At 69.9% G+C, this 22657-nt stretch carries 17 protein-coding genes; 8 read left to right on the top strand and 9 right to left on the bottom strand.

Features of this window, described 5'->3' with window-relative positions:
* Window positions 1–12: 12 nt before the first annotated feature.
* From ABT041_RS03405 to ABT041_RS03390, 4 genes are read left to right on the top strand one after another with little or no spacing between them, the layout of a single operon-like run.
* Complete coding sequence (locus ABT041_RS03405) at window positions 13–933, top strand: adenine nucleotide alpha hydrolase family protein (protein ID WP_351178844.1); 921 nt, start codon at window positions 13–15, stop codon at window positions 931–933.
* A gap of 5 nt (window positions 934–938) precedes the next feature.
* Entirely contained in the window at window positions 939–2210 is a 1272-nt protein-coding gene (locus ABT041_RS03400) for a DNA cytosine methyltransferase (protein ID WP_351178842.1), read from the top strand.
* On the top strand, window positions 2210–3322 hold the full coding sequence (locus ABT041_RS03395) for a DnaB-like helicase N-terminal domain-containing protein (RefSeq protein WP_351178839.1): 1113 nt from the start codon (window positions 2210–2212) through the stop codon (window positions 3320–3322). Before ABT041_RS03400 ends, ABT041_RS03395 begins: the two co-directional genes overlap by 1 nt.
* 60 nt (window positions 3323–3382) lie before the next feature.
* Window positions 3383–4759: an SPDY domain-containing protein gene (locus ABT041_RS03390; protein WP_351178214.1), complete on the top strand. Its 1377-nt coding sequence runs from the start codon at window positions 3383–3385 to the stop codon at window positions 4757–4759.
* Between the two features lie 173 nt (window positions 4760–4932).
* On the opposite strand, the gene ABT041_RS03385 is transcribed toward ABT041_RS03390, so the two are convergent.
* A complete protein-coding gene (locus ABT041_RS03385) occupies window positions 4933–5823 on the bottom strand; it encodes a DUF5655 domain-containing protein (protein WP_351178211.1) in 891 nt (296 codons plus the stop codon).
* 1367 nt (window positions 5824–7190) lie between these two features.
* Between ABT041_RS03385 and ABT041_RS03380 the strand changes: the two genes are divergently transcribed.
* Together ABT041_RS03380 and ABT041_RS03375 are read left to right on the top strand one after the other, a co-directional pair.
* Window positions 7191–7808 (top strand): Rv1733c family protein, encoded by a 618-nt coding sequence (locus ABT041_RS03380; protein WP_351178208.1) that lies wholly within the window; start codon window positions 7191–7193, stop codon window positions 7806–7808.
* Window positions 7809–8029: 221 nt separating this feature from the next.
* The gene (locus tag ABT041_RS03375; RefSeq protein WP_351178205.1) at window positions 8030–10762 is read left to right on the top strand and encodes a cation-translocating P-type ATPase; all 2733 of its coding nucleotides are present in this window, start codon (window positions 8030–8032) and stop codon (window positions 10760–10762) included.
* A 55-nt stretch (window positions 10763–10817) separates the two neighbouring features.
* Here ABT041_RS03375 and ABT041_RS03370 read toward each other — a convergent pair whose 3' ends face one another.
* Window positions 10818–11153, bottom strand: a complete 336-nt coding sequence (locus tag ABT041_RS03370) for a YnfA family protein (RefSeq protein ID WP_351178202.1) — start codon at window positions 11151–11153, stop codon at window positions 10818–10820.
* A gap of 334 nt (window positions 11154–11487) precedes the next feature.
* Between ABT041_RS03370 and ABT041_RS03365 the strand changes: the two genes are divergently transcribed.
* A complete protein-coding gene (locus tag ABT041_RS03365; protein WP_351178199.1) occupies window positions 11488–12057 on the top strand; it encodes a hypothetical protein in 570 nt (189 codons plus the stop codon).
* Between the two features lie 7 nt (window positions 12058–12064).
* Window positions 12065–12448 carry a hypothetical protein gene (locus ABT041_RS03360; RefSeq protein ID WP_351178196.1) on the top strand — a complete coding sequence of 128 codons (384 nt, stop codon included), beginning with the start codon at window positions 12065–12067 and terminating at the stop codon, window positions 12446–12448.
* A gap of 26 nt (window positions 12449–12474) precedes the next feature.
* Here the strand turns inward: ABT041_RS03360 and ABT041_RS03355 are convergent, their stop codons facing one another.
* The 7 genes from ABT041_RS03355 to ABT041_RS03325 all read right to left on the bottom strand — a co-directional run bounded on the left by ABT041_RS03355 (window position 12475) and on the right by ABT041_RS03325 (window position 22540).
* Window positions 12475–15018, bottom strand: a complete 2544-nt coding sequence (locus ABT041_RS03355; protein ID WP_351178193.1) for a DUF4118 domain-containing protein — start codon at window positions 15016–15018, stop codon at window positions 12475–12477.
* 42 nt (window positions 15019–15060) lie between these two features.
* The gene (locus ABT041_RS03350; protein WP_351178190.1) at window positions 15061–15747 is read right to left on the bottom strand and encodes a response regulator; all 687 of its coding nucleotides are present in this window, start codon (window positions 15745–15747) and stop codon (window positions 15061–15063) included.
* Between the two features lie 114 nt (window positions 15748–15861).
* Entirely contained in the window at window positions 15862–16497 is a 636-nt protein-coding gene (gene kdpC / locus ABT041_RS03345; RefSeq protein WP_351178187.1) for a potassium-transporting ATPase subunit KdpC, read from the bottom strand.
* Between the two features lie 5 nt (window positions 16498–16502).
* Window positions 16503–18653: a potassium-transporting ATPase subunit KdpB gene (gene kdpB, locus ABT041_RS03340; RefSeq protein ID WP_351178184.1), complete on the bottom strand. Its 2151-nt coding sequence runs from the start codon at window positions 18651–18653 to the stop codon at window positions 16503–16505.
* Window positions 18650–20314: a potassium-transporting ATPase subunit KdpA gene (gene kdpA / locus ABT041_RS03335; protein WP_351178181.1), complete on the bottom strand. Its 1665-nt coding sequence runs from the start codon at window positions 20312–20314 to the stop codon at window positions 18650–18652. The genes kdpB and kdpA overlap by 4 nt, the downstream gene beginning before the upstream one ends.
* An 8-nt stretch (window positions 20315–20322) precedes the next feature.
* Window positions 20323–20412 carry a K(+)-transporting ATPase subunit F gene (gene kdpF, locus ABT041_RS03330; protein WP_351178178.1) on the bottom strand — a complete coding sequence of 30 codons (90 nt, stop codon included), beginning with the start codon at window positions 20410–20412 and terminating at the stop codon, window positions 20323–20325.
* Window positions 20413–20644: 232 nt separating this feature from the next.
* Entirely contained in the window at window positions 20645–22540 is a 1896-nt protein-coding gene (locus tag ABT041_RS03325) for an NAD-binding protein (protein WP_351178175.1), read from the bottom strand.
* Window positions 22541–22657 lie beyond the last annotated feature (117 nt).

Genomic DNA, 22657 nt, shown 5'->3' with positions numbered 1-22657 from the left:
CCAGGACAGCCCATTTCAGATCAGCCTCGATTCCGCGCCCTCTCTCTCGGCGCCGGAGTCCAATCCAGCACCCTCCTTGCCCTGTCAGCCGAAGGTGTTCTCCCCAAGGTCGACTACGCAATCTTCGCCGACACCGGATGGGAACCCAGAGCAGTCTATGCACACCTTGACCGACTGAAAGAAGAGATCGCCGAACCCGCCGGAATCACCGTACTCAGAGTTTCGGCTGGAAATATCTGCAACGACGCCCTGAACCCGGATATCCGATTCGCATCCATGCCGCTCCACATCCTCAATCAGGACGGGCGACCTGGAATGACCCGGTGCCAATGTACCGGGGAATATAGGGTTAAACCGATAAAGCAGAAGGTTCGCGAACTGCTCGGATACCCCTACCCGACCCGCATCCCGAAGGACACCTTCATTGAGCAGTGGATAGGAATCTCGACCGATGAGTTCCATCGGGCGAAGGATGCGGACGTGAAGTACATGCGCAACCGGCACCCTCTTCTCGACATATCCTGGAGCAGGGCCGACTGCGTGCGATACCTGACCTCGCTCGGCCTCGCTAACACGCCGAAGTCGAGTTGCCTGGGGTGCCCATTTCACGGAAATGCGCAGTGGCGGAATATCCGCGATCGCTCTCCCGCGGAGTGGGCGGACGTCGTCGCCTTCGACGCGGCGATCCGGAAGGGGAACGCCCGCGCCAACGCCAGCGGCAACAGGCTGCTGGGTGAGGCGTTCCTGCACCGCTCGCGGGTCCCGCTTGATCAGGCCCCGATCGACCACGTCACCGCCGCCGAGTGGGCCGCTCGACAGACAGACCTCGCCGACACGGACGAGCTGGAGCAGGGCATCGCGGACGGCTGCTCACCCTGGGCGTGCCGGGGTGAAGTGGAGGCGGTGCAGGACGACTTCGGACTCACTGCGTGAAGGGACTGGTTCTGGATCTGTTCGCGGGTCCGGGTGGCTGGAGCCGGGCGCTGGCTGTGCTCGGTGTGCGGGACGTCGGCCTGGAATGGGACGAGTGGGCCTGCAAGACCCGTGCCGCCGCCGGGCAGTTGACGATCCGTACCGATGTGGCGATGTATCCGGCATGGCCGTGGGCCGGCCGGACGCGCGGGCTGATCGCATCTCCTCCGTGCCAGGCATGGAGCATGGCCGGCAAACGCCTCGGCCTTGTGGACCAGCCGCTCGTACATGAGGCGGTCGAGAATCTCGCCGCCGGCCGCGACACCCGCGAGAGGCTGCTCACTGCCTGCCGGGACGAGCGTTCTCTGCTGGCCGCCGAGCCCATGCGCTACCTCCACGCCCTGAACACGGTCGGCGAGCCGGAGTGGGTCGCCATGGAGGAGGTGCCGGACGTCCTTCCTCTGTGGAAGCAGTACGCCGCCGTGCTGCGTGGCTGGGGGTTCTCCGTGTGGTGCGGGATCCTGAATGCGGCCGACTACGGCGTACCGCAGACGAGAAGGCGAGCGATCCTCCTGGCCTCCCGGGTCCGCACGGCCCAGCCGCCTGTCCCGACGCACGCCCAAGCAGCCGAGCCCGAGAGCTTGTTCGGTCCGGGCCGTGCCCGCTGGGTCAGCATGGCCGAGGCCCTGGGCTGGGGTGCCACCGACCGGCCCGTTCCCACCGTCTGCGCCGGCGGCGGACCCGGTGGAGGGCCCGAGCCGTTTCCGTCCGGTTCCCGCAAGACCCTCGTCAACGCCCGCGAGCGCGGAACCTGGACACCCCGCCCTGGCGGTGTCGTGCTGCAGTCCCGCCGTGAGGGCGCGGGGTGGGCGGCCCGGCACGGCACCCGCGAGAACAGGGGTGCCGACCGCCCGGCGCCCACCTTCACGTCCGAGGCGCACCGCTGGGCTTGGTCCCTGCGGAGCAACAACCAGGCCAACGCCACGGTCCGGCCGCTGTCCGAGCCGGCGGGGACGCTGTTCTTCGGGCACCGCGCGAACGAATGCACCTGGGTCGCCGAGCCGGCCTCGGCTCAGCCGGAGGACACGGCGACCCCGATCGCGCCGGAGCCGATCCGGATCACCGCCCGCGAGGCTGGCATCCTGCAGACCTTTCCCGCCGACTATCCCTGGGCCGGCAACAAGGGCCAGGTCTTCAGCCAGATCGGCAACGCGGTTCCCCCGTTGCTCGCCGGCCACCTCCTCGCCCCGCACCTCGGCGTTTCCGTAAACCCCGACGACTTCACCCTGGCCGCTTGATGCCCCGCACCCCCGACCCCGTCGAGGACGGCCTCGACACCAGCCAGCCGCCGCACCCGGTGTTCTACGTCGAGCAGGCCCTCCTCGGCGCGCTCCTCCTCGAACCGCAGCGTCTCGGCAGTGTGACCGGGATCGCCCCGGACTCGTTCTCCGCCGCCGCGCACGCCGCCCTGTTCGCAGCGATCCGGTCCCTGCCCGCCCCCGACCCGGCCGAGCACGCGAAGAACACGATTTGGCTCAACCAGGTGCTCGCCGCCGCCCGCGACCAGGCGCGCGGGCTGACCGCCTCCTACCTGCACAGCCTGATCCAGGTCTGCCCGTGGCCACGGCACGCGCCCGCGTACGCGCGGATGGTCGAGGCCGAGCACTCACGGCGCCGTCTGGGCGCCGCCGCCCAGCGAGTCATGCAGACCGCCGGGGACACCTCACTCCCTCAGCGCGTGGCCGCGACCCTCGCCGAAGCCGATGCCCTCGCCGCCGTGGTGGACGACATCGCCGCCCGCTTCCCGGCGCACTCCGGCTCCCTGCCCCGCACCCACGCACCGTCGCTCGCCGTACCCCACGACGAAGAAGCGGTCGACGAGGAACGACTGCTGCTCGCGACCGCGACCGCGTACCCGGGCAGCGTCGACCAGATGAGGTGGCTGACCCCCGGCGACTTCACGCACCCGCTGCACGCCGGGCTGTGGCAGTGCCTGACCACCCTGACGCGGCGCGGCACCCCCGTCGACCCCATAGCCGTCCTGTGGGAGGCACAACAGCACGGCCTTCTGAACCCGGGGACCGAGCCGAGGGAGCTGCTCGACCTCCTCGCCGTGCCAGCCGGATCCCCGGAGCACTGGGGCGAGCGCATCCTCCAGCGCTCCGTCCTCGCAACCGCCCACCACATCGGCCGGCGCATCGAGGCATGCACCGACGACCCGGCCACCACGCCGTACCAGCTCGTCGTCGGCAGCCGCCGCGCCCTCGCCGACCTGTCCGCCGTACGCACCCGGTGGCAGCACGCCACCTCACCCGCACCGACGAAGAGGCCCGCGCGCACCAGGGCCACAGCTGCGCCCCGGGCCGGTCCGCCGACCACGGCTCCACCCGCCGCACGCATCTCCCGCTGACCCAAGGCCGCCGGCGGCCGACCCCATGGTCCGGCCGCCGGCAGAAATGAGCACGTCTCAGTGGCACCCCAATCCGTCGACGCGCACGTCCGCCTCGACACCCATCCCACCCACCCCAGCGCCGTGACCGCCACCCTCACCGGACCCCAGGCCCACATCCCTCACCTTGGTCTGGAGGCCGCCGACTGGCACGTCGTGGCCGAGAACACCCTGGTCCTGGCGCGCATCGATCACGAGGAGCCCTACTGGGCCGAGAAAGCCGCCCAGCAACTGGCCGCCGACGGGATCACCGTCGAGATCACGCCCCGGCTCCGAGAAGCGATCGACGAAGAATGGACGTGGGCCAACCACCCGATGCCCTGGTGCACTCGCACCGAGATCCGGGAGTTCTCCGACAAGGCCCAGAAGATCTACGACGACATCCGCCACGGTCGCCTCCTCATCCACGCCCACGCCCAGGACAGCCACACCACCGTCGCGGTCGGGACCTACCTCGATACCGGCAAGAGCGTCTACCTTCACGGCGAGAACCACCTGCGGCAGATCGCCGACACCTTCGGCTCACCCGCCCAAGCTCTCGTCTCCTTCGAGAAGTTCCACGGCGACACCATGCGCCCAGGCCCCGCCCCGATGACCGACACCGAGCGCGCCGCCGCCGAAGCCCGGACATCACTCGACACACCGGCCTCCGAGCCCGAGCCCGAGCCTCCGAGCCCGGGACCGGAGACCGTGCCCGCCTACGCCGCCGACGCCGGCGACCACGACGCCCTGCTCAACGAATTCCTCAACACGCACGGCGACTGGGAAAAGTGGAGAACCTGGTCAGACCACACCACCCACGCCATCCACGAATCCCAGACCCTGCGCATCGAACGCATCCACGAAGGCCACCCGCGCGAGACCGCCTGGACCGTGGCCGCGTACGAGACGCCCGTCTCGGACCGCATGTGGCATCTCACCGCGACTGGCGCAACTCCCGCCCCCGTGCTGCAGGGGCTGCTGGACCACCTAGCCGACGGCGACGGGTGGGACACGGCTGTCGGTGCTCCAGTGGATGAGAAGACCGTCAGCGCCGCCACGAAACCCCTCGCCGACGCCGGATGGAAGCACACCGTGGACGGGCGCTGGATCCACTGGACATCACCCGGCGCAGACGCCGGGGTCCAGTTCGATGCCTTCGCCGCCCAGCATCCGAACCAAGTGCTCGCCACCTGGACGGTCTGGGCCGGTCCGAGCCTCGCCCACGCCACCTGGACCCTCACAGCATCCCCGCACACCCCCAGCTCGCTGCTGGCCGACCTCTCCGAAAGCCTCGCCCACCGAACCGGCACCCGTCACCCCCCGGCCACCGCCCGCGAACTCAGGACGAACCTCGGCACCACGCCGCCAGCCACTCCGGCGACCCCGGCCGGCCCCTCACTCAGCCGCGCACGCTGATCACCGGCGCGTCAGAGCGGGGCGACATAGCGCGGGATCGCCGGTTAGCCAAACCGGCGATCCGCCGCATCATTGATAGTCCACCGCCACGACCTGCCCGTACGTCGAAAGGCACCACCCAGACGACCACAGACCAAGCGCGAAACGCTCATGGCCAAGGTGCCGTCAAGCGATCACGCTGCCGCGTAGCTCGCACGGAACAGATCCTGGGCCCGCTCCACGTCCTTCGGGGTGCGCAACTGCACCTCCAGGTCGCCCGTGCCGTGGTGGCCGAGCCCCGTCACGTCCCGGGTAAACCCGGGAACCAGGTCGACCTTCTTGAGGTCGGCCTTGAGGTAGACGAGGAGCTTGGTCTGCTGGGGCGGGCAGACACAGGCGAAGTTCCGCAACCGCTGGTAGGCGGCATACTGCTTGCGCTGGACCCGGGTGACGCCGTCCCCGATGCCGAGCAGCGCCTCGTCGACCGCCTCGGCCAGCTCCGCCATCGCTCCGTCCCGCCTCCCGACCGACGACAGCCCGACCGCGCGCCTGCGGGCCCGCTTGGTACCGACCGAGGCCCCTGTGACCGAGGCCACCGTCTCAAGGCCGATGTGCTCGCTGCCGAAATACCGGTAGCGGACCAGGTCGATGCTGCGCCGGTGCTCGCGCACGGCGTGCGCGTCGTAGCGGGTGAAGTCACCCGCTACGCAGATCAGCCTGGGACTGCTCCACAGGATCTGGGACGCGGCCGAGGCCCCGAGCCGGCCGCGGACCAGGTTCCGGAAGGCGTCCTTGTGCGCCATCAGCCACGCCACGTAGTAGAGGCCCTGATTGACCACGCCGGCCGCAGTGCCGCGCTTGAATTCGACGACTACGGGTGCCCCGTTCTCGTCGATCCCCAGGGCGTCGATCCGCCCTCCCTCCACGCAGTCGATCACGTACTCGCTCGCGAGGAACGTGACGCATAGCAACGTTTCCATGTGCGCCTCGACGAGGCCCTGCACATCCGCCTCGACCTCAGCAAGACGCGGCATGACCTCGGTCACGCCGCTTTTCGTCGTGTGGAACAGCTTCAGACCCGACACCTTCCCCTCCTCGGCCAGGAGATCAACAACGTCGGGCAGGTGCAGGTTTGTTTCCGCGAGGGGCTACAGAGCCGTGAAGAAAGTGTGAGCGCGCGCCATTCGACCGCTCCGCTCCCCTCCCCGCAGAGCCGCAACGCACGAACCAGCACGGGGGCCTCGCCGGTATCCAGCACCGATCCAGCGCGGTACGGATGACAAGGGGTGACGACAGGTGATGAGGTGTCAGATTATCCAGCACCGATCCAGCACGGGAAAAACCTAGGGGTCCACCCCCGGAGCGGCAGGTCGGGCAGTTGAGATCCCGGTCACCGTGGAAGTGGCGGCTACCCTCGTGAGCGGCCAAGGATCGCAACACCGCCATGCACATGAGGGTGCTCGGCGATCGACTCGATAGCCCTCTGTAACCCCTTCGAGGCACCTGCCGAGTTGGTCGCGCAGGTGGATGCCCGCATCGAAGCACGCCTGGTGGGCCATCTACCTGCCCCGGGCGGGTCACCCGGCGACGCTGATCACGGGCAGGACACCATAGACGACCGAAAGCCCGCGACCGCAGGGGAATGCTTCCTGGCGCCACGGGCTGTGGTGGGGCGGGTGGGACTCGAACCCATTTCAGTGACGCGTCTCACCTGCGACGATGCCGAAGGGCCGGACATATCCATCCGATTCCATCCGGCTACGTCCCCCTTCGATCCCGCTCGATCGGGGGCCGTTAGGCGTTCGCCACACCGCTTCCCATCCTCCGACCGCACCGGCAGAACTCAGGAACACTGCGCCAGCCGGCGCCCCCGAATCACTGCGCAGGTTGCCATGGGACCCCCACGCCCCGGCTCGTGTTCGCCCTTGACGTGGTTACGCTGCGTAGTGCCGCGCCCGTGGGCTCGGGCGTTCACATGTTGACGGGTGTGGCAGGCAACCGCTACACCGAGGATGGCGCGGCGCCCGGACTGGCCACGGCCACGACCCTCACCCGCGCCGGCGGCATGTCGGCTGCGAGCCGGTTCCAGACACCCCCCGCGCCCGCCGACGCCAAGTGGCACGCCCCCGACGGCACGCCCGTACCGGAAAGGTCGCTGTCCCACCCCATACTCCCGAGGGCACCACCGTGACGGCTGGGTTGACGACGCCGGATCCTCACTCGTACCCCGCGCGACACGGCCGAACGGGTCCTCGTCGCCCACGGCACCGCTCTCAGTAGGGCTCTCCCCCACCGCGGTCGGCGGCCGGCGAGATCCGATCCGCAGCCCCGAGCGAAGCGTCTGGTGCCGGCAGTGCACCGGGGCCAGTGAGCGCACGACTGAGGACTGTGCGGCCCATGCCGGAAGGGGCGTTCTGTGCGGAAATGGGAGGTGGGCACCGACCGAGGGAAGGTGAGCGTCGTCATGTGGGCGTTCGGACTTTGGAGGATCTGCCCTGCGGGGGTGCGGGAGAGACGAGATCGGCGTGCGCCGGGCGATCGGCTGGAGCGGCCGTCGGACCGGCTGGAGCAGTGGCTGGTGCGGCTGCTGTGGATCCTCACCGCAGTCGCCGTACCGCTCGCTTCCTGGTTCGCGGCCAACGCCGCCTTCGAGCACTACGCAGAGGTCCGCAGTGCCCAGCTCGCCTCACGCCACGCCGTCACCGCGCGGTTGCTCGTCGATGCCGACCAGCACGGCAGCTCGCGTTCGGATGGCGCGCGGGTGCCGGTGGAGTGGGCTGGCAACGGGGGCAGCCACAGGATGGTCGCGCGAGTGGCTGCGGGGCAGCGGGAAGGCGAGCAGGTGCAGATCTGGCTCGACGCCCAAGGACGCGTCGCCTCGCCTCCCATCCGCCCGGAGGTCCCCCTGTCCGCCTCCCTGGCCAGCGGCATCGCTGCCGCGGCCGGCACGGGCTTTGCTGCCGTCGTGACCCGGAAGACCGTTCACCTCGCACTCGACCGGCGCCGGCTCGTCCGGTGGGGCCGCGAGTGGGAGCGGGTGGAACCCCGATCGACGGGCCGCACGGTATGACCGCTCGCGCTCGTGCAGGGGCGCGCCAGGTCTGCACGGCAGGCGTGATTCGCGGTGGCGGGGAGGGGCGCGCACGCTGGAGGTGGGTGATCCGGAACCGCGGCGAGGTGGTGGCGATGCGGCACGAGACATCCGCTCGGCGGCTCCCTGGCCGCCTGCGCCGCGTCCTGACTTCGGGGTGAGGCGTCGTGCCCGGGGAGCTCGGGGCGTCGGAGCCGGCCTTGGGTGGGCTGGACCCGGAGGAGCGGGTGGAGCTGCTGCTGCGGGACCTGCGCAGTACGCGGGAGGGGCTCACGTCGCGGGAGGCGTCCCGACGGCTGGTGCACTACGGGCCGAACGCGCTGCGCCGCCGCGGTGGGCGGCGCTGGCCCGGGGAGCTGGCGCGGCAGGTCACCCATCCGCTCGCGCTGCTGCTGTGGGCGGCGGCGCTGCTGGCCTGGTGGGCGGGGATCGTCCCGGTGGCGCTGGCCGTCGTGGTGGTGATCGTGGTCAACGCCGCGTTCGCGTTCGTGCAGGAGAGACAGGCCGAGCGTGCGGTGGAGGCGTTGGCGGCGTATCTGCCGGAGCGGGCGAAGGTCCTGCGGGACGGGCAGGAGCAGGTGGTCGACGCGGTCGACCTGGTGCCCGGGGATGTGCTGATGGTCGAGGAGGGGGACCGGATCTCGGCCGACGCACGGCTGGTCGCGGGCGGGGTCGAGGTCGACCTGTCGGCGCTGACCGGCGAGTCGATGCCCGCCTACCGGTCCGCGGACCTGACCGATGTGCGGGTGCCGTGGTTGCAGGCCCGGGACCTGGTGTTCAGCGGCACCGCCTGTACGGAGGGCGAGGGGCGGGCGCTGGTCTTCGCCACCGGCATGCACACCGAGCTGGGCCGGATCGCCGCGCTGTCCGAGCGGGTCGAACGCGAGATCAGCCCGCTGGAGAGCCAGGTCAGGCGCGTGGCGTGGCTGATCGCGCTGATCGCGGTGGTCACCGGCCTGGCGTTCCTTCCGATAGCGGTGTTCGGGGCGAAGCTGGCCTTCCACGACGCGGTGGTGTTCGCCGTCGGCCTGCTGGTGGGCAACGTGCCCGAGGGGCTGCTGCCGGTGATCACCCTGGCGCTGGCGCTCGGGGTGCGCGAGCTGGTGCGGCGCGGGGCCGTCGTCAAGCGGCTCAGCGCGGTGGAGACGCTGGGATCCGCGGATGTGATCTGCACCGACAAGACCGGCACCCTGACGGAGAACCGCATGCACGTCGCCAGGGTGTGGACCGCCGCCGGGGACGAGCAGCTCCCCGACGCCGCCGCACCGCGGGGCGAGCGGGACGATCCGGCGCTGCGTTCTCTCGCGGCGGTCATGTCCCGGTGCAACAACGCGCAACCCGGCACCGCCGACGACGTCTCCATCGGAGACCCCACCGAGCTTGCTCTGCTGGAGGCCGCCGACCGTCTCGGCCACGGCATCAGCGCCTCGGAGCGCGAGCAGGGCCGTCGCCGGCAGTTCCACTTCGATCCGGTACTCAAGCTGATGTCCACCGTGGACGAGCGTGATCACGGGACATGGGCCGACACCAAGGGCGCACCCGAGGCGGTGGTGCCACGGTGCAGCCGCATCCTGGGGACAGACGGGAGCGCACAGCCGCTCACCGACCACGTGCGCCGTCGGGTGGAAGAGCGGGTGGAGGCCCTTGCCCGGCAGGGACTGAGGGTCCTGGCCCTGGCCGAGCGCCGCCTGGAACTCTCCGCACTGCCCGAAACCCGCGCAGAAACCGAACGGGATCTGACCCTGATCGGCCTGGCGGCCATGGCCGACCCCCCGCGCCCCGAGGTCGCCGAAGCCGTCGCCCACTGCCACAGCGCCGGCATACGCGTCATCATCGTGACCGGCGACCACGCCCTGACCGCCGCGGCGATCGCCCACCAGGTCGGCCTCGGCGGCGAACACCCGACAGTGGTCACCGGCGAAGAGCTCGACCGGATGAGTGAGGACGACCTCGACCGGCTGCTGCGACACGGCGGCGAGCTGATCTTCGCCCGCAGCTCACCCGAGGCCAAACTGCGGATCGCCGACGCACTGCGCGCCGAGGGCCACACGGTCGCCATGACCGGAGACGGGGTCAACGACGCGCCCTCCCTGCGCCGCGCCGACATCGGCGTGGCCATGGGCCGTTCGGGCACCGACGTCGCGCGCGAAGCGGCCACCATGGTGCTCACCGACGACAACTTCGCCACCATCGTCGCGGCCGTACGAGCCGGGCGGCGGACCTACGACAACATCCGCAAGTTCATCTGCTACATCTTCGCCCACACCACCCCCGAGGTCACACCCTTCCTCGTGTTCGCCCTGGGCGGCGGGGCGATCCCGCTGCCCCTGACCGTGATGCAGCTCCTTGCCTTCGACGTCGGCACCGAAACCCTGCCCGCCCTCGCCCTGGGCCGCGAGCGCGCCGAGCCCGGCCTGATGGACCGCCCGCCCCGCCCACGCTCCGAAGGCGTCATCCGCCGCCCGATGCTGCTGCGCGCCTGGCTCTTCCTCGGCGTCATCTGCGCCGTGCTGCAGATGGCCGGGTTCTTCGCCGTCCTGATCCACGCAGGCTGGCACCCCGGCGACCCCACCGGCCCTGGCACGCCCCTTCACCACGCCTACCGCCAGGCGACCACCATGACGTTCCTGGGAATGGTCGCCGGACAAGTCGGCACCGCCTTCGCCGCCCGCACCGACCACGCCTCCCTGCGCTCCATCGGCGTGTTCACCAACCCCCTGCTGCTGTGGGGCATCGCCTTCGAACTCACCCTGGCCGCCGTGTTCATCTACGCCCCGCCCTTCCAGGACCTGCTGGGCACCGCCGCACTCACCCCCGCCATGCTCGCCCTCGTCGTCCCCTTCCCCTTCCTGGTATGGGGCGCCGACGAACTGCGCCGCTGGCTGCTCCGACGGCGCACACCAGCTGCGGCCACTGGGCATCCAGCCCGGTAACGGGCCAACCACCCGCCCTGACCGGTCAGTTAACGGCTCCGATGCGCCGAGCCGATCAGCGACCGCGCGGCGCGTACATGATCACGGCCATCCCCGTGAGGCAGACCAGGGCCCCGATCACGTCCCAGCGGTCGGGGCGGTAGCCGTCGGCGACCATGCCCCAGGCGATCGACCCGGCTACGAAGATCCCGCCGTACGCGGCGAGGATGCGGCCGAAGTTCTCGTCGTGCTGCCAGGTCGCCACCACCCCGTACAGACCGAGGGCGACGACGCCGGCGCCGATCCAGACCCAGCCCTTGTGCTCGCGGATGCCCTGCCAGACCAGCCACGCGCCGCCGATCTCGAACAAGGCGGCGACGACGAACAGGGCGACGGAACGAGCGAAAGTCATACGTCGGACCCTAACGGCGGCTCGTGCCGCTGGACGTCAGCAGGACACCGGACGCCGCGCAGCCGCACCGCGTAACCGCGACGGAGCCGCACGAGCTGCGACGGATCTCCGACGCCGGGGCCGACGGGCGGGGCTGGGCATCGGCGGGCCGGGGCACGCGGCTTCGGTGAAGCCCGACTTCACCCGTACGTCCTCTTCCTGACGGAATTCATACGCTCTGCCCGTTGCCGTCGCGGCGATCATTCGGCAAGACTGCTGCCGCGAACGCGACGTCACGCGAACAGCGGTCTGACCAACCGCGGTTGTGACGCACCTCGAGCAAGGGGGGAGATCCATGAAGAAGACCCTGGCGGCGCTGGCCGCCGCCGGCGCCGTCCTGCTGACCACGGCCACCGCGCCCGCCTCCGCGGCGGACGAGCCGTCCGACAACGGCGGCGGGTTCCTCACCCAGGTGACACCGAAGGACGCGGCGACCGTGGAGGAGCTGGCCCGCGAGCGTGCGGAGGAAGTTCACGTCCGGACGTCGGCGAACAAGCTGTGCACCGGCACCTGGACGCACGCCGTGTCCACCGTCACCTTCCAGCGCGCGTCGGGCGGCACTCTCGCCTGGGGCTTCAAGCTGTCCAACACGGCGCGCGCGAACCTGGGTTCGCCGGTCACGGTGACGATGCCGTACGCGTACGTCAACGGCAAGGCGATCAACCCGCCGTACGGTCCGCACACCGCCATCAGCACGTACAACTTCCACGGCAGCATGAACAAGTACCAGTACGTCGGCGGCGGCTCCGGCACCATCGCCACCGGCAACAAGCTGACCTTCTACTGGTTCCTGAAGGGCTCCAGGCCCAACTCCGCCGCCGACCGCTACATCACCTGCCAGGTCTCCAAGCCCGGAAGCGCGTGAGCACCCCATGAACAGCCGTACGCCCCGTCCCGCCGCCCGCATCCTCGACGACCGCCACGAACTCGTCGTCGACGGCCTGTCCCTGGAGCAGGAATCGTTCACCGTCCGCTACACGGTCACGCCGCCCCTGCCGGAGGGAGACGACGGCGAGTCACTCGTCCTGCTGGCGCTTGAGGCCCACGACGACGCCGGCAACGAGTACGTCGACTGGGGCGGGGCGTACGGCCTGAGTGAAGACGGCGGCCACACGGACGGCACGATCACCGGGCAGCCCGCCGTCGCCGACTCCGCTCGCGTGCTTACCGTCCGCCTCACCTTTCTGCGGGAGGGGCGGGAGTACCCCTGCGAGCTCGACCTGGAGGTCGCAGGGGCACTCCCTGAGGGCGGCTGACCGCGTCTAGCCCGGGGGCCGGCGCCTCAGGTCGTCTTCTCGCCGGAGAGCTCCGGGAGCGCCAGGGGTAGGCCGTCCGCCGTCCGCAGGCTGAGCACCATGGTCAGACCGCCGCCGGGGGTGTCCTCGACGGTCAGCGTGCCGCCCATGGATTCGACGAAGCCGCGGGCCACCGCGAGGCCCAGGCCCACGCCCTCCCCGCGCGGGGCGTCGCCATAGCGCTGGAAGGCACCGAAGATGCGGTCCTTGGCCTCGTCGGGAACACCGGGGCCGCGATCCACGACCCGGAGTTCGACCCGGTCGGAGATGGCACTGGCCGCCACGAGGACAGGTTCGCCGTCGGGGCTGTACTTGACGGCGTTCTCCACGATGTTGGCCACCGCCCGCTCAAGCAGGCCCCTGTCCACGGCGACCATCGGAAGGGTCTCCGGGATGTCCAGCTCCACGCTTTCCTCGGGGACGCCGCCGAGCGCCATGGGGACGACCTCGTCCAGGTCGGTCTCCCGGATGACCGCGGTGACCGTCCCGGTCTCCAGCCGGGAGACGTCCAGCAGGTTGCCGACGAGGTGGTCCAGCCGGTCGGCGCCGTGCTCGATACCGGCGAGGAGTTCGGCCCGGTCCTCCTCGGACCACTCGACGTCGTCCGAGCGCAGGGAGGTCACGGACGCCTTGATGCCGGCGAGCGGGGTACGCAGGTCATGGCTGACGGCGGCGAGCAGCGAGGTGCGGATCTTGTTGCCCTCGGCCTGCTTGCGGGCCTCCTCAGCCTCGTCGACGAGCCGCTGCCGTTCCAGCACCACCGCGGCCTGCGCGGCGAACGCGCCGAGCACCCGCCGGTCCTCGGCCGGCAGGACCCGGCCGGTCAGGGCGAGGGCGAGGTGGTCACCGACCGGCATGTCCACGTCCGCGTCCTCGGGCCGGGCGCCGGGCCGGGACCCGACCCCGGCGACGCAAGCCCAGGGCTCGTTCTCGTCCACGCGCTCCAGGAGCGCGACCGAGTCCATGGCGAACGTCTCCCGGAGACGTTCGAGGAGGTCCTCCAAGCCCGTCTCGCCCCGCAGCACACTGCCGGCGAGGAAGGAGAGGGTCTCCGCCTCCGCTCGCAGCCGGGCGGCCTGATGGGTGCGGCGGGCGGCCAGGTCCACCACGGAGGCGACGGAGATCGCCACGCCGACGAAGACCACCAGGGCGACGATGTTGCGCGGGTCGGCGATCGTGAGCTCGTGGACCGGCGGGGTGAAGAACCAGTTCAGAAGCAGGGAGCCCACAGCCGCGGAGGCGAGGGCCGGCCGCAGGCCGCCGAGCAGCGCGGCGGCGACGGTGAGGGTGAGGAAGAGCAGGACGTCGTTGGCCAGACCGAGGTCGGGAACGGCGCTGCTGAGCAGCAGGGTGAGCAGGACGGGGCCCGCGATGCCGGTGAGCCAGCCCCAGATGGTCCGGGAGCGGCCGAGGCGGGCCCGGCGGGCGACGGGCAGCCCCCGGCCCTTGGCCGCCTCGTCGTGGGTGACGATATGGACGTCAAGGTCGGGGCCCGACTCGCGGGCGACGGTGGCACTGACGCCGGGGCTGAAGGCGTACTGCCAGGAGCGGCGGCGGCTCACACCCATGACGATCTGGGTGGCGTTGACGCCTCGCGCGAATTCCAGGAGCGCGGTCGGGATGTCGTCGCCGATGACGTGGTGGAACGTTCCGCCGAGGTCCTCGACGAGCGTGCGCTGGACGGCGAGTTCCTTCGGAGAGGCGGCGGTAAGGCCGTCGCTGCGGGAGATGTAGACGGCGAGGACCTCGCCGCCGGCGCCCTTCTCCGCGAGCCGGACGGCACGGCGGATGAGGGTGCGGCCCTCGGGTCCGCCGGTGAGGCCGACGACGATGCGTTCGCGGGAGCCCCAGATCTTGGAGACGCGGTGCTCGGTCCGGTACTCCTGGAGGTACTCGTCGACCCGGTCGGCCGTCCACAGGAGGGCCAGCTCCCGCAGGGCGGTGAGGTTGCCCGGGCGGAAGTAGTTGGACAGGGCCGCGTCGACCTTGTCCGACTTGTAGATGTTGCCGTGGGCCATGCGGCGGCGCAGCGCCTGCGGCGACATGTCGACCAGTTCGATCTGGTCGGCGCGCCGGACGATCTCGTCCGGGACGGTCTCCTTCTGACGGATGCCCGTGATCGACTCGACGACGTCGCCGAGGGACTCCAGGTGCTGGATGTTGACCGTGGATATGACGTCGATGCCTGCGGCGAGGAGTTCCTCGACGTCCTGCCAGCGCTTGGTGTTGCGCGAGCCGGGGACGTTGGTGTGGGGCAGCTCGTCGACGAGCGCGACGGCGGGCCTGCGCGCGAGGACCGCGTCGACGTCCATCTCGGTGAAGGTGGTGCCGCGGTACTCGATCTCCCGGCGCGCGATCACCTCAAGGCCGTGCAGCATCACCTCCGTACGCGGCCGGCTGTGGTGCTCGACGAAGGCGACGACACAGTCCGTGCCCCGCTCGACACGTCGGTGGCCTTCGGACAGCATCGCGTACGTCTTGCCGACGCCCGGTGCCGCGCCGAGGTAGATCCGGAGTTTTCCGCGTCCCATGGTGTTGTGTGATGCCTTTTCTGCGAGGGAGGGCGGACCGGGTCACGCCTCGAAGCGGTAGCCCATGCCGGGTTCGGTGATCAGATAGCGGGGGTGCGAGGGGTCGCGTTCCAGTTTGCGCCGCAGCTGCGCCATGTAGACCCGGAGGTAGTTGGTCTTGCCGCTGTAGCTGGGGCCCCAGACCTCCTGGAGCAGCTGGCGCTGGCTGATCAACCGCCCGGGGTTGCAGATGAGGATTTCCAGCAGATGCCACTCGGTCGGTGTCAGCCGTACGTCACGCCCCGCGCGGCTCACCTTCTTCGCCGACAGGTCGACCGTGAACTCCTCGGTGGACACGATCTGCGTGACCGGGGCGGGCTGCGAGACGGCCGCCAGTCTCCGGGTGGCCGCGCGCAACCGGGCGAGGAGTTCGTCCATGCTGAACGGCTTGGTCATGTAGTCGTCCGCGCCCGCGTCCAGCGCGCGGATCTTGTCCGCGGAGCCGCTGCGCGCGGAAAGCACCAGGACAGGGGCACCGCTCCAGCTCCGCAGCGCCTTGATGACGTCGATGCCGTCCATGTCCGGCAGGCCCAGATCGAGGATGATCGCGTCGGGCTGTTCCGTGGCCACGAGCGTGAGCGCCGTCGCCCCGTCGGCTGCGACGTCCACGACGTACCGACGTGCCTGCAAGTTGATGACCAGAGCCCGGGCGAGCTGCTCGTCGTCCTCTACCACCAGCACCCGGGTCATGGCGTGCTGCCTTCCTCTCGTCGTTCCTCGGGACCGCGCCCGGTGCGCGGCGGGAGCCGGCGAGCCCTGGACACGCCATGGCCGGCCGGCTCCCGTTCGTCACGCTTAAGACCATCAGTTCTTGGTCAGCTCCTTGAGGGCCAGGTTGAGCTTGAGGACGTTGACGTGGGGCTCGCCGAGGAAGCCGGCGGTGCGGCCCTCGGTGTGCTCCTCAACCAGCTGGGCGACCTGCTGCTCGCTGAGGCCGTTGGCCTTGGCGACGCGCTTGACCTGGATCTCCGCGTACTCCGGGGAGATGTGCGGGTCGATCGCGGACGCCGAGCCGGTGACCGCGTCCTTGGGGACCTCGGACTCCGGCACGCCGTTGAACGCGGCCACGGCCTTCTTGGTGTCGCCGACCATCTTGGTCAGCTTCTCGTCGGAGGCGCCGAGCTGGTTGGAGCCGGTCGCCAGCGCGTTGTACCCGCTGTTGGAGGGCCGGGGCTGGAACCACTTCGGGTCCGGCTGGGCGACCTCGTTCTCGTCGTCCGGGTTCTTCTTCGGCAGGTCCCAGCTCTGGCCGATCAGCTCGGAGCCGACCTCCTTGCCCTCCACCTTCACGATCGAACCGTTGGCCTTGTCGTTGAACAGGCCCTGCGCGATCCCCGTGACGACGAGCGGATAGATGATCCCGGTCACGACGGTGAGCACGAGCAGCATGCGCAGGCCCGCCCAGAGCAGCCGGGCCGCGTTTCCTACGGAGTTGTTCATGGCGTTCAGCCGATCCCGGGGATGAGAGCGATGAGCATGTCGATGATCTTGATGCCGATGAAGGGGGCGATCAGGCCGCCCAGGCCGTAGAGGCCCAGGTTGCGGCGGAGCATCGAGTCGGCGCTGGAGGGCCGGTAGCGCACGCCCTTGAGGGCGAGCGGCACGAGCGCGATGATGATCAGCGCGTTGAAGATGACCGCGGACAGGATCGCGGACTCCGGCGAGGCCAGGCCCATGATGTTGAGCTTGTCCAGGCCCGGGTAGGCGACCGCGAACATCGCGGGGATGATCGCGAAGTACTTCGCCACGTCGTTGGCGATGGAGAAGGTGGTCAGCGCGCCTCGGGTGATGAGGAGCTGCTTGCCGATCTCGACGATCTCGATGAGCTTGGTCGGATTGGAGTCGAGGTCGACCATGTTGCCGGCCTCCTTCGCGGCCGACGTACCGGTGTTCATCGCCACGCCGACATCCGCCTGCGCGAGCGCGGGGGCGTCGTTCGTACCGTCACCCGTCATCGCCACGAGCTTGCCGCCCGCCTGCTCCCGCTTGATGAGGGCCATCTTGTCCTCGGGGGTCGCCTCCGCGAGGAAGTCGTCGACGCCCGCCTCCTCGGCGATGGCCTTGGCGGTCAGCGGGTTGTCACCCGTGATCATGATCGTCTTGATGCCCATGCGGCGCAGCTCGTCGAACCGCTCGCGCATGCCTTCCTTGACGACGTCCTTGAGGTGGATGACACCGAGGACACGGGCACCCTTGTCGTCCTTGACCGCCACGAGCAGCGGCGTGCCGCCGGCCTCGGAGATCTTGTTGGCCAGAGTGTCGGCGTCGTCGGCGACGGTGCCGCCCTGCTCGCGGACCCAGGCGATGACCGAACCGGCCGCGCCCTTGCGGGTCTGCTTGCCGTCCACGTCCACACCCGACATACGGGTCTGGGCGGTGAACTCGATCCAGGTGGCGTGCGCGAGCTCGCCCTGGTGGCGCTCGCGAAGGCCGTACTTCTCCTTCGCGAGCACGACAATCGAGCGGCCCTCGGGCGTCTCGTCGGCCAGCGAGGAGAGCTGGGCGGCGTCGGCGACCTCGGCCTCGGTGGTGCCCTTGACCGGGACGAACTCGGAAGCCTGCCGGTTGCCCAGCGTGATGGTGCCGGTCTTGTCCAGCAGCAGCGTCGACACGTCACCGGCGGCCTCGACCGCACGGCCCGACATCGCCAGGACATTGCGCTGGACCAGGCGGTCCATGCCGGCGATGCCGATCGCCGAGAGCAGGGCGCCGATCGTCGTCGGGATCAGGCAGACGAGCAGGGCCGTCAGCACGATCATCGACGTCTGCTTGTCGGCGCCCGCGTAGATCGCGAAGGGCTTCAGCGTGACGACCGCGAGCAGGAAGACGATGGTGAGGGACGCCAGGAGGATGTTGAGGGCGATCTCGTTGGGGGTCTTCTGCCGGGCGGCGCCCTCGACCAGGTTGATCATGCGGTCGATGAAGGTCTCGCCGGGCTTCGTCGTGATCTTGATGACGATCCGGTCGGAGAGCACCTTCGTACCGCCGGTGACGGCCGAGCGGTCGCCGCCCGACTCCCGGATGACCGGAGCGGACTCGCCGGTGATCGCGGACTCGTCCACGGACGCGACGCCCTCGACGACGTCGCCGTCGCCGGGGATGATGTCGCCGGCCTCGCAGACCACCAGGTCACCGATGCGCAGCTCGGTGCCGGGGACCCGCTCCTCGCCCTTGCCGTCCTGGGTCAGGCGGCGGGCGACCGTGTCGGTCTTGGCCTTGCGGAGGGTGTCGGCCTGGGCCTTGCCGCGGCCCTCGGCCACGGCCTCCGCGAGGTTGGCGAAGATGGTGGTCAGCCACAGCCAGGCGGTGATCGCCCAGCCGAACCAGTCGCCCGGGTTCTTGATCGCCAGAACGGTGGTGACCACCGACCCGACGAGGACCACGAACATCACGGGCGACTTGACCATCACGCGCGGGTCGAGCTTCCTGATCGCGTCCGGGAAGGACTTGACCAGCTGCTTCGGGTCGAAGAGGCCCCCGCCGACGCGACCGCCCTCGGGCTTGTGCCCGGTGGGCACATCGCTGTGGGGAGCCGGAGTCGTCGGAACGGACATCGGGTTCTCTTGCTTCTCTGTCTTGTCTGTCTTGATCGTCATGACGCCAGTCCTTCGGCGAGCGGGCCAAGGGCCAGGGCCGGGAAGAAGGTCAGACCGGTGATGATGAGGATGGCGCCGACGAGGAGGCCGGTGAACAGCGGCTTCTCCGTCCGCAGCGTGCCCGCAGTCTCGGGAATGGGCTTCTGCTCCGCCAGCGAGCCCGCCAGGGCGAGGACGAACACCATCGGCAGGAACCGGCCGAACAGCATGCACAGACCCAGCGCCGTGTTGTGGAACTCGGTGTTGGCCGCGAAGCCGGCGAAGGCCGAGCCGTTGTTGTTCGAGGCCGAGGTGTAGGCGTAAAGAACCTCGGAGAAGCCGTGCGCACCCGTGTTCGTCATCGACGACTCACCGTTTCCGGTGGCCATCGCGATCGCCGTGCCGATCAGCACGAGCGCCGGGGTGATCAGAATGTAGAGCGCGGCGAACTTGATCTCACGGGTGCCGATCTTCTTGCCCAGGTACTCGGGGGTACGGCCGACCATCAGACCGGCGATGAACACGGCGATGACCGCCATGATCAGCATGCCGTAGAGGCCGGAGCCGACACCGCCGGGCGCGATCTCGCCCAGCATCATGCCGAGCAGCAGGATGCCGCCGGACAGGCCGCTGAAGGAGTCGTGGAAGGAGTTGACCGAGCCGGTCGAGGTCATGGTCGTGGAGACCGCGAACAGCGACGAGGCGCCCTCGCCGAACCGCTGCTCCTTGCCCTCCATCGCGCCGCCCGCGAGCTGCGAGGCGGTGCCCGGGTGGGCGTACTCCAGCCACGTCACCAGGACCACGCCCACGAACCAGATGCTCGCCATGGCGGCGACGATCGCGTAGCCCTGCTTGACGTTGCCGACCATCGTGCCGAAGGTGCGCGGCAGCGAGAACGGAATCACCAGGAGCAGGAAGATCGTCAGCAGGTTGGAGAAGCCATTGGGGTTCTCGAAGGGGTGCGCGCTGTTGGCGTTGAAGTAACCGCCGCCGTTCGTCCCCAGGTCCTTGATGGCCTCCTGCGAGGCCACCGCACCCGGGCTGATCGACTGCGTCTGCCCGGTCACCGTGGTGATCTCGTGGATCCCGGCGAAGTTCTGGATCGCACCGGCCGCGACCAGCAGCACGGCAGCGATCACCGAGATCGGGATCAGGATGCGGACCGTGCCGCGCACCAGGTCGGCCCAGAAGTTGCCGAGCTCGCCGGTACGCGAGCGGGCGAAGCCGCGCACCAGCGCGACCGCCACCGCGATGCCGACGGCGGCGGAGACGAAGTTCTGGACGGCGAGACCGGCGGTCTGGGAGACATGGCTCATCGCCGCCTCGCCCGAGTACGACTGCCAGTTCGTGTTGGACACGAACGAGGCGGCCGTGTTGAACGCCTGGTCCGGCGTGATCGCCGCGAAGCCCAGCGAACCCGGCAGATCGTCCTGGATCCGCAGGAGCAGGTAGAGGAAGAGGACGCTCACGGCGGAGAAGGCGAGGACGCCGCGCAGGTAGGCGGCCCAGCGCATCTCGGCGTCCGGGTTGGCGCCGACGCTGCGGTAGATCCACTTCTCGACCCGCAGGTGCTTCTCCGAGGAGAAGACCCGGGCCATGTAGTCGCCCAGCGGGCGGTGGACCAGTGCCAGGGCGACGATCAGCGCCGTGACCTGGAGCACATCAGCAAGAACGGGGCTCATATCCGTACTCAGAACCTCTCCGGCTTGACGAGGGCGAGGACGAGATAGCCCAGCAGGGCGACGGCCACGACGAGGCCGATGATGTTTTCGGCGTTCACAGCTTGGCCACCCCCTTGGCGATGAAGGCCACCAGCGCGAAGACCGCGAGCGTGGTGACGACGAAGGCCACGTCGGCCATCGTGAGCTCCTGAGTGAAGAACGGATTCTCGGACCAGACGAGGAAACAGCCTTTTCAGCCACACCACAGTCCTCGTTAACGCCTCCCTAGCGGCCCGCAGCGCTCTTTTGACGCATCCCCTACGCCGATCTGGCCCGAGTGGCGGAACCCGATCACTCGGTCGCTCGTTCCTCCCTGCGTTCCGAGGGGTGCGGCTGCACCCCCGTCATCAGGAAGTCCAGTCCTCGACGCGTCGTCGCGAGGACCACCCGGTCCCCCGCTCGCAGGACGCGCCCCTGCGGTGGTCGCCAGTCGAAGCCGGAACGGCGGTCGGTCCGGAAGCCGGCCAGGGTGTCCCCCGAGGGGGCCTGCGGCCGGGTGGCGGCTCCCACGGCCAGGACGCGCCGCTCGTTCTCGCGGAACGCGTCGTGGATCGAGCGCCCCTCCAGCTCCGGATGGCCCGCCACGTCGACCACGGTGAAGAGCAGGGAGCCACGCTCGACCGGCATGACGCCGAGTACGTGCCGCCCCATCATCGCGGCGGCGAAGGCGGGCGCCGCGAGGGCGGAGACGCTGCGGGTGCGGGTCAGCGCGTCCGGATAGGACGCGCGCATCGTGCCCGAGACGGTGGCGGCGAAGTCGTCGTCGTACAGGCGCATCACCACCCCGATCCCGGGATTGATCTCCCGTGCGGCCATGACGATGTCGAGGTTCTCCCCATCCTCGTGGGTGAGGACCAGGAGCGACCTGCTCTGCCGGATCCTGGCCCGGTCGAGCACGCCCGCTTCCGCCGCGTCCTCAAGGAGCAGCGGGACGCCGAGTTCGCGCGCGTAGGCGACGCCGCGGGCCTGTGCGTCCCGCTCGATGACCACGACCTCGTGGTCCGTGGTCCGCAGCTGGGCCAGGACACGCGTGCCGATCTTGCCGAGGCCGACGAGGACGATGTGGTCCGTCAGCTCGTCGGACGGTGGATGGCCGGCCGAGCCGGCGCGGAAGGCTTCGGTGGCGTTCATGGTGGCGGCGACCACCAGGGGCAGCACGGCGAGTCCGACGAAGCCGGCGATGAGCTGCAGCACCCGCCGGGCCGGGGACTCGTCCTCACCGGTCGCCGGGTCTCCCATGGTGAAGATGTCGAGGAGCGGCAGGTAGACCGACTTCCAGACCGGCAGGTCCTCGACCAGCCAGGTGACGAAGGACAGGGCGACGACGATCGCGCCGAGCGCGCCGAAGACGGCCAGGACCTCACGGGCGAGGAAGACCTTCCAGGGCAGGTGCGCGAGCCGGGCCCGCAGCCAGCCCCGGGAGCCCCGTCTCTCCCCGTGCGCCTGAGGGGCGTGGTGCTGGGTGACCTCTTCGAGCATGAGCCGGCCGTGGGTGAACTGGCGGCGGTCCGCGGTGGGGGCGTCGGGCAGCAGCTGCGTGCCGTCGAGGCCGGGTGTCTCCGCGCTGTCCTCACTGGCCGGGTCGTCCTGGTGCGCTCCGGAGAGCACGGCGAGGGTGACGAGGTCGGTGGACCGCGGGGAGGTTCCGGCCGAGCGCACGACGCCGCGGAACACCTTGCCGTCGATCTGAAGGGTGTGTCCGCGGCCGGCCGCCGCGGCCGCGACCAACTCGGCTACGGCTGTGTCGCTGTCGGAGAGAACGGTGGTCGAGGCGTCCGACCGGTCCTGGACGCCGGCGGCCCGGTCCAGAAGCCTCTCCAAATGGCGGCCTCGCTCGCGGTGGTACATGCGGACGACCAGGCGTATGGACGGGTTGAGACTGCGTGCCAGGAGCGCGGCGGTCATGTTGACCTGGTCGTCGCCGTAGGTCAACGCGAGGGCCGCGGCCTGTTCGATCCCCGCCACCCGCAGGGTGCGCTCGTCCGGACGCGCGGACACCAGCAGCTCGATCGGCGAGCGGGGGTCGCGGTGGAGCATGGCGATCTCGTCGCCGTACTCGTCGCGTCGCGAGGGCAGGACGACGGTGACCGCCTCGCCGCAGACGGCGTCGAGCTCGATGGCGAGGCGGTGGGCGAGACCGTCGTCTCCGCAGATCACCATGTGCTGCGATCGCTGCCCGAGTGGCATACGTAGATGGATGGTTGACGTCACATCAGAACAGCTTGCCGACCGGCAGGGGCCGCGTCGCCTCTCGCACGCGAGTTCGGCGTCAGGAATGCGTATGGACGCACGGGCCGCACAGGG

It is taken from the genome of Streptomyces sp. NPDC002825 (assembly GCF_040295385.1).
Lineage (GTDB): Bacteria > Actinomycetota > Actinomycetes > Streptomycetales > Streptomycetaceae > Streptomyces.
The sequence above is the reverse complement of the archived record's forward strand: the minus strand, read 5'-3'. Positions and strand labels throughout refer to the sequence as shown.